Raw genomic sequence first — 12,249 nt, 5'->3', positions numbered from 1 at the left:
CCTCCCCGTGGGGGCCCTGGCCACCCGCGCTCCCCTTTGGGCTCCGAGGAGCCTGAGCGTGCGGGAGGCGGCGGCCCGGATGCAGGCCCACGGGGTCTCCAGCCTCCTGGTGGAGGGAGACCCCCCGGGCATCTTCACCGACCGGGACCTGAGGCGGTGGGTGGCGGAGGGCAGGCCCCTGGAGGCGCCCCTGGCCGAGGCCGCCTCCTTTCCCCTCCTCGCCCTCCCCCGAACGACGCCCCTCCTCGAGGCGGTGGCCTTCATGGTGGAGCGGGGGATCCACCACCTGGCCCTCCTGGAGGGGGGGAAGGTGGTGGGGATGGTGACCCACACCGATCTGGTGCGGCAGGAGGCCCAACTCCCCCTCCTCCTCCTCCGGCGCATTGAGGGCCTGGTCCTGGAGGGCTACGCCAGGGAGGTGGCCGGGCTCGTGCAAAGCCTCCTGGAGGCGGGGGCGGGGGCCCTGGAGATCGGCCGGCTGGTGGCGGGCCTCAACGACGCCCTGGTACGGAGGCTGTTGGCCGAGGCGGAAAGGACCCTGGGCCCGCCCCCCACCCCCTACGCCTTTCTGGTTCTGGGCTCCGAGGGGAGGCGGGAGCAGGCCCTCCTCACGGACCAGGACAACGCCCTCCTCTACGCCGAGGAGGGGCATGAACCCTACTTTGAGGCCCTGGCCGAACGGGTGGTGGGGGGGCTCTTGGAAGCCGGGTTTCCCCCCTGTCCTGGGGGCTACATGGCCACCCGCCTCCACATGAGCCTCGAGGGTTTCCGGAGGGCCATGCGAGGCTGGACCGAAGCCCCCGAGCCTGAGGCCCTCCTCAAGGCCCAGACCTTCCTGGACCTACGCCAGGTAGGTGGGGAGTTGGACCTGAGGCCCCTCGAGGCCGAGCTCCTCGCCCAGGCACAAAAGGGGGTCTTCCTCCACCACCTGGCCCGCTCCGCCCTGGCCTTCCCCCCGCCCTCCACCCCCTTCGGGCGCCTGCCCCCCTCCCTGGAGCCCAAGCGGCACGGCCTCTTCCCCATCGTGCTCCTGGCCCGCTTCTACGCCGTCTACACCGGAAGCCCCGAACGGCACACCCTGGACCGGCTGAAGGCGGCCTCCGGGAAGGGGGCCCTGAGCGCAGAGATGGCCGAGCTCCTGGGGGAAGGGTTCGGCCTCTTCTTCCGCCTCAGGCTCCGGGCAGAGCTCAAGGGGCAAGGGGCCCTCTCCCCCAAGGCCCTTTCCCCCCTGGAGAGGCGCCGGGCCCTGGAGGCCTTCCGGGCGGTGCGGACGGCCCAAGGGCACCTGCGCCTGCGCTTTGGCCTCAGATGAGCCCCAAGACGCCCCTCGAGGCCCTCGCCTATACCGCCATAGACCTGGAGGCCACCGGCTTGGACCCCACCCGGGACCGGCCCGTGGCCCTGGGGGCGGTGCGGCTGGTGGGAGGAAGGCTCGGGCCGGAGCTGGAGCTCCTCCTGGACCCGGGCCGCCCCGTGAGGAGGGAAGCCCAGGCCCTCCACGGCCTGAGCCGCGAGGCCTTGAAGGGCAGGCCCACCCTGAAGGAGGCCCTCCCCCCCTTCCTCGCCTTCCTCCAGGGCACGGTCCTCCTCGCCCACCAGGCCCACGTGGACCTGGCCTTCCTTCCGGCCCTTAAGAGGTTCCCCCTCCTGGACACCTACCTCCTCGCCCGCTTCCTCCTCCCCGGCGCCGACCCCCGCCTCGAGGCCCTGGCGGCGCGCTTCGGGATCCCCCTCCTGGGGCGGCACACCGCCCTCGGGGACGCCCGGCTGGTGGCCGAGGTCTTCCGCCACCTCCTCCCCCTTCTGGAGGCGGCGGGGGTGCGCACCCTCGAGGGGGCGCGCCTGGCGGAACGGCGGGCGGCGGAGGGGCTCAGGCCCTGGAGCCTCTGAGGGCCCTATAGCCGATGTCCCTGCGGTAGACCACCCCGGGGAAATGGACCTCGGGGATGAAGCGGTAGGCCCGCTCCAGGGCCTCTCCCAGGTCCCGCCCCAGACCCACCACATTCAGGACCCGCCCCCCGGCGCTCACGAGCCTCCCCGCCTCCCGCCTCGTCCCGGCGTGGAAGACCAGAACCCCCTCCGGGGGCTCGGGCACCTCTAGGGGGATCCCCTTCCTGGGGCTTTCGGGGTAGCCCGGGGCGGCCAGGACCACGCAGGCCGCGGCCCCCTCCTTCCAGGAAAGCCTCGTCCCCGCAAGCCGTCCCTCGGCCACCTTAAGGGCGAGCTCCACCAGGTCGCTTTCCAAAAGGGGCAGGACGGCCTGGGCCTCAGGGTCGCCAAAGCGGGCGTTGAACTCCAGCACCTTGGGGCCCTCCCGGGTGAGCATGAGGCCGGCGTACACCACGCCCCGGTAGACCACCCCCTCGGCCCTCAGACCCCTCAGGAGAGGCCTAAGGATCTCCTCCTCCACGCGCTTAAGGGTCTCAGGGGGCATGGGGTAGGGGGCCACCGCCCCCATCCCCCCCGTCATGGGGCCCTGGTCCCCGTCCAAAAGCCGCTTATGGTCCTGGGAAGGGAGAAGGGGAAGGATCTCTTCCCCATCGGTCAAGGCCAAGACGGTAGCCTCCTCGCCCTCCAGGTACTCCTCTATCACCACCTCTCCCCCCTCGGCCCGGTTCAGGATGTTGGCCACCGCCTGCTTGGCCGTGTGGAGGTCAAAGGCCACCGTGACCCCCTTCCCCGCGGCGAGCCCAGAGTCCTTGACCACCACCGGCACCCCCACGGCCTCGAGGTACTCCAGGGCCTCCAAAGGCTCCTGGAACACCCGGTAGCGCGCCGTGGGGATGCCGTACCGCTCCATGAGGCCCTTGGCAAAGGCCTTGGAGCCCTCAATCATGGCGGCCTTCTGCGTAGGGCCGAAGACCAGGAGGCCCCGCTCCAAGAAGGCGTCGGCGATCCCCTCCACCAGGGGGGCCTCGGGGCCCACCAGGGCAAGGTCAATGCCTTCGGAGAAGGCCCACTCCGCCAAGGCCTCCACATCCCCGCCCCAAGGGACGAGCTCGGCCAAGGCCTCCATGCCGGCGTTGCCGGGGGCGGCGTAGAGCCGCTTCACCAGGGGGCTTTGGGCCGCCTTCCAAAGGAGGGCGTGCTCCCGGCCCCCGCTTCCCACCACCAGGACCCTCATGGCGAGGATTCTACCCGCAAGGCCCCCTCCACCCGGGCCCGCACCTCCGGGGGAAGCGTCGCCACCTCCTCCCGGAGGACCGGGTCGGCCCCGGCAAGGAGGTGGGCGGCGAGGAAGGCGGCCCGCCCCCAGACCCCCGCCCGCCCCAGAAAGGCGGCGGGGACCAGGTCCTCCCGCCCCCAGGCCCGGAGGAGGGCCCAGGCCCGAAGGTAGAGGGGCTTGTCCCGGGGGGAGAGGGCTAGGAAGGCTCCGGCGGCCTCCTCCCCAAGCCTCCCTTTTAGGTCGGAAGGCGGGGGAAAGGCAAGCCCCCGGAGGAGGAGGCGGACCGCCTTGGGGTAGAGGCGGTGCTCCAGGCGCAGGACCCGGGCCTCCAGGGTCTCCGGCGTGTCCCCGGGGAGGACGGGCACCCGCCCCTGGAGGAGGATGGGGCCGGTGTCCATGCCCTGGTCTACGAAGTGGACCGTGGAGCCCGTCTGCCGCTCCCCCGCGGCGAGGACCCGCTCGTGGACCCGAAGCCCGGGGTAGTCGGGGAGAAGGGAGGGGTGGAGGTTGAGGAGGCGGCCGTACCAGACCCCCACGAACTGGGCAGAAAGGAGGCGCATGAACCCCGCGAGGAGGACGAGGTCCACCCGCCGCGCCTCCAGGAGGGCCAAGGCCTCCCCCTCAAAGGCCCGCCGTCCCTGCCAGGGAAGGGCCACGGCCTCTACCCCGCGCCTCCTGGCCCGTTCCAGGGCGTAGGCCTCGGGGTTGTCGGAGAGGACCAGAACCACCTCCCCCAGAGGGTGCCCCTTGGGGAAGGCCTCGAGGAGGGCCTCGAGGTTCGTCCCCCGGCCCGAGGCGAAGACGGCCAATCGGGCCGGGCGGCCCAGGGGAAAGGGCCCCATCTAGCCTCCCAAGGCCTCAGGGTGGTGCTTCTGCCAGTAGCGCACCAGGCCCTGGAGGTTCATGAAGGGAGGATCGGCCAGCCCATAAAGGCGCATCCCCTCCTCCCCTACCCCCGCCCGGCGCAGGGCCTCCCGCCAGTAGGCCTCAAAGCGCTGGGTCATGGCTTCCAGGTCCAACCCCTCCCTAAGCCGGGCGAGGGTCCAGCCTGCCCACTCCTCCAGCAACAGGCGCAGGGCGGAAAGGTGGGCCTCCACATCCTCATAGGCCCCGAAGTGGGTAAGGTAAAGGGCACGGGGGCGAAGGACCCGGATTCGGTCCAAGGAAGCGTACCAGCTCTCCAGGTGGATGTCGGGAGGCGGGGTGGGGGGAAGGACAGGGCCCGGGGCGATGCGCACCCCGGCGATATCCCCGGTGAAGAGCACCTCCCCCACCCGGTAGGCGTGGTGGTGCACGGCATGGCCTAGCGTCTCCACAGCCTGGACCTCTACGTCTCCGAACCTGACCCGCTCCCCGTCGGCCAGGGCCCGCACCCTCTCCTCAGGGATCCCCCGCACCTCGCCCCAGAGGGCCCTGAGCCCGTCCCCGTAGATCCTCTCGGCGGAGGCGAGGAGCCTCGAGGGGTCCACCAGGTGGGGAGCCCCCTTGGGGTGGACGTAGACCGTAGCCCCCTGCGCGGCGAAGCGCCAGGCGGCCCCCGCGTGGTCCAGGTGGATGTGGGTCACGAAGACGTGGCGCACCTCCTCGGGAAGGACCCCTTCCGCCTTCAGGGCCGCCTCGAGGCGGGGATAGGTGCTCTCCGGCCCGGTCTCTATGAGAATGGGCCCCTCCCGGGACCTTAGGAGGAAGCTGGCGATGACCCGCTCCACCCCCTGGAAGCGCAGGTCCAGAACCCTCACCACGGCCTTTCCTCCTTGGGCCCGATGCGGGTGTGGAGGGTACCGATGCCCTCCACGGCCACCTCCACCCGGTCCCCGGGGGAGAGGGCCCCCACCCCGGAAGGGGTTCCCGTGAGGACCACGTCCAGGGGCTCGAGGGTCATGAAACTGGAGATGTAGGCGAGGATCTCCGCCACGCTGAAGATCATCTGCGAGGTGTGCCCCTCCTGGCGTAGCTCGTCGTTCACGTAGGTGCGGACCCAGGTGTTCTGCGGCTCCAGGTCGGTTTCAATCCAAGGGCCCAGGGGCAGGAACTTGTCCGCGCTCTTGGCCCGCACCCACTGCAGGTCCTTCCTCTGGGCATCCCGGGCGGTAAGGTCCACGGCAATGGTGTAGCCCAGGACGTGGTCCAGGGCCTTCTCCGGAGGGACGTTCCGGAGCCGGTCCCCCACCACCACCGCAAGCTCCCCCTCGTAGTGGAGCTCCTCGGTGAAGAAGGGGTAGGGAACGGGCTCTGCGGTGTTCCAGGGGTCCATGGGATTGCCCGGGTGGGCCAGGGTATTGGGGGCCTTCAGAAAGAGGCCTGGCTCCTTGGGCAGGTCCTCGCCGAAGTCGTGGCCCATCTCCTTGATGTGCTCCCGGTAGTTCCGCCCCACGCAGACGATCTTGGTGGGCGTGGCCGGGGGGAGCAGGCGAAGGGAGGCCAGGTCATACCTTCTGCCCGTGGGGTTTCCGCCGGGGCCGTCCGTCTCCAAGACCATCTCCCCCTCCAGGACGCCCCATCTCCCGCCGTTGAAGCGCAGGATCTTCATGCCCTAAAGCTACCACCTTCCCCGAAGGATTTGCAGGCCCCGCACCCCCACCACCCCTGCGGCCAGCAAGGCCCCAAGCCGCCCCTCGCCGGGGACCAGGAGGCAAAGGGCCAGGTAGCCGAAAAGAGCGCCGAAGGGGATGGGGTAGATGCCCTTTTGCCGCCTTCCCCAATAGAGGAAATGGTAAAGGCCGGCCACGAGGAGGCCCAGGCCGGTGGCCAGGAGGGTCTCCCGGGGAAACCAGGCCAGGAAGTAGCCCAGGGAAGGGGCGATACCCCCCCCGCCCCGAAAGCGGAAGAAGAGGGGCCAGGTGTGTCCCGCCACCACCGCCCCCGCCGCCAGGGGACGCCAGGCAAGGGGGGTGAGAAGCGCGGCCAGAACCCCCTTGCCCACGTCCCAGAGCACCACCAGGAGGGCCGCCCAAGGGCCCTTCCTGCGGTAGACCCCCGAACCCCCTGGGAGGTCGCACTCCCGCACCTCGGGGAAGAGGAGAAGCCCCCCGACCAAGGAGCCCAGGAGGTAGGCCAGGAGGATCCATTCCACGCCCCCATTCTTGCAAAAGGCCGCGCCTTGGCCTATCCTGAGGGTGGAAGTTTCCATGAAGCGCTTCCACAAGGGGACCGAAGGGCCATGAAAAAGAAACCGACCATCCACGAGGTGGCCGCCCGGGCCGGGGTGGGCCTGGGGACCGTGAGCCGGGTTTTGAACAACCACCCCTCGGTGCGCCCAGAGACCCGGGCGAGGGTTCTTCGGGCGGTGGAGGAGCTGGGTTACACCCCCAACCCCCACGCCCGCCGCATCGCCGGGGGCCGCAGCTACACCGTGAGCGCCCTCCTACCCTTCGTGGCCACGGAGTTCTACCGCCGGCTTGTGGAGGGCATAGAGAGCGTCTTGTTGGAGAAGCGCTACGACCTGGCCCTCTTCCCCATCCTCTCCCAGGCCCGGCTCAGGCGGTACCTGGAGAGCACCACCCTAGCCTACCTCACCGATGGCCTCATCCTGGCCTCCTACGACCTGACGGAGCACTTCGAGGAGGGGCGCCTGCCCACGGACCGGCCGGTGGTCCTGGTGGACGCCAAAAACCCCCGGTACGACTCCGTGTATCTGGACAACGCCCTGGGGGGGAGGCTGGCCGGGGCGTACCTGGCCCGCTACCCCGGGACCGTCTTCGCCATCAAGGTGGAGGAAGAACCGGACCGGGCCTTCCGCCACACGGTCTTCGCCGAACGGATGGCGGGCTTCCAAGAGGCCCTAAGGGCGGCAGGCCGCCCCTTCTCCGAGGAACAGCTCTACGTGACCCGCCTTTCGCCGGAAGGGGGCCGCCTGGCCCTACGGCACTTCCTGGAGAAGGCCTCTCCCCCTCTCAACATCTTCGCCGGGGCGGACCAGGTGGCCCTCGGGGTTCTGGAGGAAGCGGAGCGCCTGGGCCTTACCCTGGGCACGGAGGTGCGGGTCCTGGGGTTTGACGGCCACCCCTTTGCGGAAGAGGTGGGGCTTTCCACCATCGCCCAGCCGGTGGAGGCCATGGGGGCGAGGGCCGCCCAGCTCCTCCTGGAAAGGATGCGAGGCTACCAGGGCCCGCCCCGGGAGGTGCGGTTTGAGCCCGTGCTGGTGGAGCGGGCCTCCACCGGCACCCCACCCGCCGCCCTCTACGTGCCATGAGGCCGGAGGCCTTCCTCCTCCCCTTAAGGTTCGTCGTCCTCCTCCCGGTGGTGGGGCTTTTCCTGGGCTCGGCCTACTTCGCCTACCGCGCCCTGGCCGAGGCCTGGGCCGCCTGGGGGGAGCCTTTGGGGAAGGCCCTACCCCGGCTCGTGGGGGCGGTGGATCTGGCCCTCCTCTCCGCCGTCTTCCTCCTCTTCAGCCTGGGGCTCTTTGAGCTCTTCGTGCGGAAGCTGGACCTGCCCCCAGGGAACGCCTTAGCGGTGGGAAGCCTCGGGGACCTGAAGGCCAAACTGGGCCAGGTGATCGTCATGGTCCTGGTGGTGAAGTTCTTTGAACAGGCCCTGGCCTTCAAGCCCGAAACCGCCCTGGACCTGCTCCTCTTCGCCGGGGGCGTGGCCCTCCTCTCCGCCGCCCTCTGGCTCGCCAAGGACTAGGTGCTCGTCTACCTGGACCAGAACTACGCCAGCCGCATGGCCAAGCACCTCCTGGGCCAAAAGGGGCACGAGGCCTTCGGGAAGCTCCTAAAGGCCATGCAGGGCAAAGCCTTGGCCCCGCCTAGCCCCTTTCACGTCCTGGAAACCCTCTTCCCCCAACGGGGCCTCGAGGCCAAGGCGGGCTACCTCCTCCCGGCCTTAAAGGAGGTGTTCGCCGCCCTCTCGGGGGGCTACTGGGTCCGGCCCTGGCAGGAGGTGGCCCTTAGGCAGGAGCGGGGGCTTTTCCGGGAGGACCTTCTCTTCCGGGGAGAGGCGTGGGAAGTGCCCGCCGACCTCTCCCCCTTCCAGGGCCTCTTGGAGGGCTTGAGGGGGCTCTCCTACGGGGAGGCCCTCGAGGCCGCCCTAAGGGAGGTCCGGGCCCGGACCGGGCTCAAGGAGGTCCCCTTCACCCGCCTCCTTGCCCGCCTCCTTGCCCGGATGGCCTCGGACCCCACCAGGAAGCCCCGCCCCTCCGACCTCCTGGACGCGGTCATGGCCGCCACCGTCTACCCCTACGTGGACCTGCTCCTCACCGACCGCTACCTCAGGAACCTCCTCCCCGAGAGAAGCGTAGGGGGGCGGAGGAAAGAGGTGGAGGCCCTGGTCAGGCGCTTTGCCGGGGAGTAGACTCCGGGGCGTGAGAGGGATCCGGGACCCCCGCCTCCTGCCCATCGCCGAAAAGGTGCAGGAGGGGAAAAGGCTTTCCTTTGAGGACGGGCTCGTGCTCTACGAGACCCGGGACCTTCCCGCCCTCATGCGCCTCGCCAACCTGGTGCGGGAGAGGAAACACGGCCACAAAACCTATTTCGTCCACTCCATACGGGTTTCCCAGACCAACATCTGCTACGTGGGGTGCACCTTCTGCGCCTTCCAGCGGCGCTTCGGAGAGGAGGGGGCTTGGGACTTTGACGTGGAGGAGGTGGTGGCCTGGGTGCGGGAGCGCTACCAGCCCGGCCTCACGGAGATCCACCTCACGGCAGGCCACCACCCCAAAAGGCCCTTCCAGTACTACCTGGACCTGGTGCGGGCCCTGAAGGAGAGCTTCCCCGGCGTCCAGGTCAAGGCCTGGACCGCAGCGGAGATCCACCACTTTTCCAAGATCGCCCGCCTCCCCTACCGGGAGGTGCTCATGGCCCTCAAGGAAGCGGGCCTGGACGCCATGCCGGGGGGCGGGGCGGAGATCTTCGCCGAGAGGGTGCGGCGGAGGATTGCCCGGGCCAAGGTCTCGGCGGAGGGGTGGCTTGAGGTCCACCGCACCGCCCACGAGCTCGGCCTCCCCACCAACGCCACCATGCTCTACGGGCACATAGAGACCCTCGAGGAGCGCCTGGACCACATGGAGCGTCTAAGGCGGCTCCAGGACGAAACAGGGGGCTTCATGAGCTTCATCCCCCTGGCCTTCCAGCCCGACGGGAACCAGCTCGCCCGGGAGCTCGGCAAAAGGGAGTTCACCACGGGGTTGGACGACCTCAGGAACCTGGCCGTGGCCCGCCTCTACCTGGACAACTTCCCCCACATCAAGGGCTACTGGGCCACCCTGACCCCTGAACTCGCCCAGGTCTCCCTGGACTGGGGGGTCACGGACATCGACGGCACCCTCATAGAGGAGAGGATCGTCCACATGGCGGGAAGCCCCACGCCCCAGGGCCTGACCAAGGAGGCCCTGGCCCGGATCATCCGGAAGGCGGGCCGCCTCCCGGTGGAGCGGGACGCCCTCTACCGGGAGGTGCGGGTTTGGGACGCCGTGGCCTAGGCGGAGCCGTGGCCTACGCCGTAGGCTTTCCCCCCTACGCCAACGTCGCCCCCCTGGTCCACTTCCTGAAGGCCGAGGGCTTCCGGGTGGTCCGCGCCCCCCCCACGGGGCTCAACCGCATGCTCCTCACCGGGGAGGTGGGGCTTTCCCTGGCCTCCAGCCACTTCTACCTGCGCCACCAGGAGGGCTTGGGCCTCCTCCCCGACTTCTCCGTGGCCGTCCTCGGACCGGTGTATTCGGTGACTCTATTCCATAAAAAGCCCCTCGAGGCCCTCAGGCGGGTGGCCCTGACCACAGAGAGCGCCACCAGCGTGGCCTTGCTCCGCCTCCTCCTGGAGGAGGCCGGGGCGGGGCCCGCCTACGCCCGGGTCCAGGGGGGGCTGGAGCTTTTGGAGGCCTACGACGGCGTCCTCCTCATCGGGGACCGGGCCATCCAGGCCTACGCGGGCCTCCTCGAGGCGGTCCCCGAAACCCCTCATGCCCTCCCCACCCGCTTCGGGGAGGTCCAGGTCACAGACCTGGCCATGGCCTGGTTCCGCAGAACCCACCTCCCCTTCGTCTTCGCCGTCTGGGCCTACCCCAAGGACAAGCCGCCGCCCCAGGGGGTGGTGGAGGCCTTAAGAAGGGCCCGGGCCCAGGGGATCGGCCGCCTGGAGGAGGTGGCCCAGGCCGAGGCCCGCCGCCTCGGGGTCCACCCCGCCCTCCTCCTGCACTACCTCTGGAACTTCCGCTACCACCTGGAGGAGCCCGACCGCCTCGGCCTCAAGGCCTTCGCCCAGGCCCTGGGGCTGGGCTTCCGCCCATGTTACTATCCTCATAGCGATTGACATAACATAGCGCTTGAGTTATTGTAGCCCTGGGCCCGAGGGCCCAAGGAGGGCAACCATGCGTTGGAACCTGGATCCCGCCCACACCAGCGTGGAGTTCGCCGTGCGGCATATGATGATCGCCACGGTGAAGGGGACAATCAACCTCAAGGAAGGGTACGTGGAGACGGACGAAGAGGGTAGGCCCCTCCGGGTGGAGGCCCGCCTGGACGCGGCCAGCATCCACACCGGCGTGGCCGACCGGGACAACCACCTCCGCTCCCCGGACTTCCTGGACGTGGCCCACCATCCGGAGATCGTGTTCAAGAGCGAGAGGATCACCCCCCTGGGGGAGGGCCGTTACCGGGTAGAAGGGGAGGTCACCCTCCGGGGCGTGACCCGGCCCCTGGTCTTTGAGGTGGAAACCCACGGCCCGGCCAAGGACCCCTGGGGCAACGAGAGGATCGCCGCCCACTTTGAGGGAAAGCTGAACCGCAAGGACTTCGGCCTCACCTGGAACATGCCCCTGGAGACCGGGGGGCTTCTCGTGGGCGAGGAGGTGCGCTTCAGCGTGGACACGGAGCTGGTGGCGGCGAAGGAGGCCGTGGGGGTCTAGATGGGGCTCGGCCCCTCCTGGCCAACGCCTCCCTCTACGGCCTGGCCCGGGCCCTAGGGGTGCCCTTCCGGGTGGTGCCTCCGGGGCAGGCCCCGCAGGAGGTGAACCTGGCCTCGGTGGTCCTGTTCACGGCGGTGCCCATGCTCCTCGGGTTCGCCCTCTACCTCCCCCTGCGGAGGCGGAATCCCCGGGCCTTTTCCCTCTTCGTGGGCCTGGCCTTCCTGCTTCCCCCACCCGTTGTCGCCGCCCCGCGCCCCGATACCCGGGCCGCCCTGCTCCTCCTCCACGTGCCTCCGGTGGGGGCCTACCTTTGGGGCCTGAGGAGGATGGAGGGGGAGATACGGCCGTGAGGCGGCTTCTCGGCCTCGCCCTCAGGGTGCGGGACCTCGAGGCCCACCGGGCCTTCTACCGCGACCTGCTGGGCCTTAAGGAAGAGGCCAGGCCGCCCCGCTATCGCCTCTACCCGGAGGACCGCGGCTTTTTTCTGGATCTCATCCACGACCCTGAGGCTCCCCTCCGCCCCTATCCCTCGGTGGGCCTCTACCACTTCGCCCTCCTCCTGCCCGACCGCAAGAGCCTGGCCGGGGTCTTCCGCAGGCTTCTGCAGGCGGGGGCCCGGTTTGAGGGGGCCGCGGACCACGGGGTCTCCGAGGCCCTCTACTTCCGCGACCCGGAGGGCAACGGCCTGGAGCTCTACCGGGACCGCGCCCGAGGGGAGTGGCCAGAGGACCCCCTAATGTTCACCGCCCCCTTGGACCTGGAAAGCCTCCTCGCCGAGAACCCTAAGCCCGCCCCCCTTCCCCCGGAAACCCTCCTGGGCCACCTCCACCTGCACGTCAGGGACCTTGCCGAGGCCGAGGCCTTCTTCGCCGGGAAGCTTAAGATGGCCGTCACCCTGCGCACCTACCCCGGGGCCCTCTTCTTCGCCTGGGACGGGTACCACCACCACATGGGGGCGAACACCTGGGCCGGGAGGCGCCTGGCCCCCCAAGGGGCCACGGGGCTTTTGGGCTACGCCCTCCTCGCCCCAAAGGGCGTGCCCAAGGGCACCTTCCGGGATCCCGTGGGGGCGAGGGTGGAGGTGCTTGACGAAGATGGCCCCCTCGGCCTAAGCTTGTAGCAACTATGCGGAGCTGGGGGCGCCCGTTCGGCTTTTATTATCCCGCCGGGGGCGCCCTTTGGCCTGCGTAGGCCTTCACCCTAAAGGGCGCCCCCAAAAAGGGGGCGCCCACAGTTTTGGGAG

The 12,249-nt window shown here is 69.8% G+C and carries 15 protein-coding genes; 10 read left to right on the top strand and 5 right to left on the bottom strand.

Annotated features, from left to right (window positions below; translation table 11 throughout):
- Nucleotides 1–7: 7 nt before the first annotated feature.
- The gene (locus H531_RS12800; protein WP_022798209.1) at nucleotides 8–1,312 is read left to right on the top strand and encodes a DUF294 nucleotidyltransferase-like domain-containing protein; all 1,305 of its coding nucleotides are present in this window, start codon (nucleotides 8–10) and stop codon (nucleotides 1,310–1,312) included.
- Entirely contained in the window at nucleotides 1,309–1,890 is a 582-nt protein-coding gene (locus tag H531_RS0104700; RefSeq protein WP_022798208.1) for a 3'-5' exonuclease, read from the top strand. The genes H531_RS12800 and H531_RS0104700 overlap by 4 nt, the downstream gene beginning before the upstream one ends.
- Here H531_RS0104700 and purD read toward each other — a convergent pair.
- The 5 genes from purD to H531_RS0104675 are packed head-to-tail and all read right to left on the bottom strand — an operon-like array spanning nucleotide 1,871 to nucleotide 6,296.
- Complete coding sequence (gene purD / locus H531_RS0104695) at nucleotides 1,871–3,124, bottom strand: phosphoribosylamine--glycine ligase (protein ID WP_022798207.1); 1,254 nt, start codon at nucleotides 3,122–3,124, stop codon at nucleotides 1,871–1,873. The two genes, H531_RS0104700 and purD, sit on opposite strands and share 20 nt — an antisense overlap.
- A complete protein-coding gene (gene purN, locus H531_RS0104690) occupies nucleotides 3,121–4,008 on the bottom strand; it encodes a phosphoribosylglycinamide formyltransferase (protein WP_022798206.1) in 888 nt (295 codons plus the stop codon). The genes purD and purN overlap by 4 nt, the downstream gene beginning before the upstream one ends.
- Nucleotides 4,009–4,908 (bottom strand): MBL fold metallo-hydrolase, encoded by a 900-nt coding sequence (locus H531_RS0104685; protein WP_022798205.1) that lies wholly within the window; start codon nucleotides 4,906–4,908, stop codon nucleotides 4,009–4,011.
- A complete protein-coding gene (locus H531_RS0104680; protein WP_022798204.1) occupies nucleotides 4,902–5,696 on the bottom strand; it encodes a fumarylacetoacetate hydrolase family protein in 795 nt (264 codons plus the stop codon). The genes H531_RS0104685 and H531_RS0104680 overlap by 7 nt, the downstream gene beginning before the upstream one ends.
- 9 nt (nucleotides 5,697–5,705) lie before the next feature.
- Nucleotides 5,706–6,296, bottom strand: coding sequence for a glycerol-3-phosphate acyltransferase (locus H531_RS0104675; RefSeq protein WP_051130686.1), 591 nt, complete (start codon nucleotides 6,294–6,296; stop codon nucleotides 5,706–5,708).
- Nucleotides 6,297–6,326: 30 nt separating this feature from the next.
- Here H531_RS0104675 and H531_RS0104670 point away from each other — a divergent pair, with 30 nt between their 5' ends.
- The 8 genes from H531_RS0104670 to H531_RS0104635 are packed head-to-tail and all read left to right on the top strand — an operon-like array spanning nucleotide 6,327 to nucleotide 12,126.
- Complete coding sequence (locus tag H531_RS0104670) at nucleotides 6,327–7,358, top strand: substrate-binding domain-containing protein (protein ID WP_022798202.1); 1,032 nt, start codon at nucleotides 6,327–6,329, stop codon at nucleotides 7,356–7,358.
- A complete protein-coding gene (locus H531_RS0104665; protein WP_022798201.1) occupies nucleotides 7,355–7,792 on the top strand; it encodes a YqhA family protein in 438 nt (145 codons plus the stop codon). Before H531_RS0104670 ends, H531_RS0104665 begins: the two co-directional genes overlap by 4 nt.
- On the top strand, nucleotides 7,793–8,458 hold the full coding sequence (locus tag H531_RS0104660) for a hypothetical protein (protein ID WP_022798200.1): 666 nt from the start codon (nucleotides 7,793–7,795) through the stop codon (nucleotides 8,456–8,458). It abuts the gene before it with no gap.
- Nucleotides 8,459–8,468: 10 nt separating this feature from the next.
- Nucleotides 8,469–9,584 (top strand): aminofutalosine synthase MqnE, encoded by a 1,116-nt coding sequence (mqnE, locus tag H531_RS0104655; RefSeq protein ID WP_022798199.1) that lies wholly within the window; start codon nucleotides 8,469–8,471, stop codon nucleotides 9,582–9,584.
- A gap of 8 nt (nucleotides 9,585–9,592) precedes the next feature.
- Nucleotides 9,593–10,411, top strand: a complete 819-nt coding sequence (locus H531_RS0104650) for a menaquinone biosynthetic enzyme MqnA/MqnD family protein (protein ID WP_022798198.1) — start codon at nucleotides 9,593–9,595, stop codon at nucleotides 10,409–10,411.
- Between the two features lie 58 nt (nucleotides 10,412–10,469).
- Nucleotides 10,470–11,006, top strand: coding sequence for a YceI family protein (locus tag H531_RS0104645; RefSeq protein ID WP_022798197.1), 537 nt, complete (start codon nucleotides 10,470–10,472; stop codon nucleotides 11,004–11,006).
- A complete protein-coding gene (locus tag H531_RS0104640; RefSeq protein ID WP_342664339.1) occupies nucleotides 10,904–11,356 on the top strand; it encodes a DUF6069 family protein in 453 nt (150 codons plus the stop codon). The genes H531_RS0104645 and H531_RS0104640 overlap by 103 nt, the downstream gene beginning before the upstream one ends.
- Nucleotides 11,353–12,126: a VOC family protein gene (locus tag H531_RS0104635; RefSeq protein WP_022798195.1), complete on the top strand. Its 774-nt coding sequence runs from the start codon at nucleotides 11,353–11,355 to the stop codon at nucleotides 12,124–12,126. Before H531_RS0104640 ends, H531_RS0104635 begins: the two co-directional genes overlap by 4 nt.
- Nucleotides 12,127–12,249: the final 123 nt, after the last annotated feature.

It is taken from the genome of Thermus islandicus DSM 21543 (assembly GCF_000421625.1).
Classification (GTDB): domain Bacteria; phylum Deinococcota; class Deinococci; order Deinococcales; family Thermaceae; genus Thermus; species Thermus islandicus.
This window is presented reverse-complemented; position numbering and strand designations above follow the sequence as displayed.

Bases quoted from the DNA above. Each gene is read 5' to 3' on its own strand.
- H531_RS0104700 (WP_022798208.1), top strand. From the start codon at position 1,309: ATGAGCCCCAAGACGCCCCTCGAGGCCCTCGCCTATACCGCCATAGAC.
- purD (WP_022798207.1), bottom strand. From the start codon at position 3,124: ATGAGGGTCCTGGTGGTGGGAAGCGGGGGCCGGGAGCACGCCCTCCTT.
- purN (WP_022798206.1), bottom strand. From the start codon at position 4,008: ATGGGGCCCTTTCCCCTGGGCCGCCCGGCCCGATTGGCCGTCTTCGCC.
- H531_RS0104680 (WP_022798204.1), bottom strand. From the start codon at position 5,696: ATGAAGATCCTGCGCTTCAACGGCGGGAGATGGGGCGTCCTGGAGGGG.
- H531_RS0104675 (WP_051130686.1), bottom strand. From the start codon at position 6,296: ATGGAAACTTCCACCCTCAGGATAGGCCAAGGCGCGGCCTTTTGCAAG.
- H531_RS0104670 (WP_022798202.1), top strand. From the start codon at position 6,327: ATGAAAAAGAAACCGACCATCCACGAGGTGGCCGCCCGGGCCGGGGTG.
- H531_RS0104665 (WP_022798201.1), top strand. From the start codon at position 7,355: ATGAGGCCGGAGGCCTTCCTCCTCCCCTTAAGGTTCGTCGTCCTCCTC.
- H531_RS0104645 (WP_022798197.1), top strand. From the start codon at position 10,470: ATGCGTTGGAACCTGGATCCCGCCCACACCAGCGTGGAGTTCGCCGTG.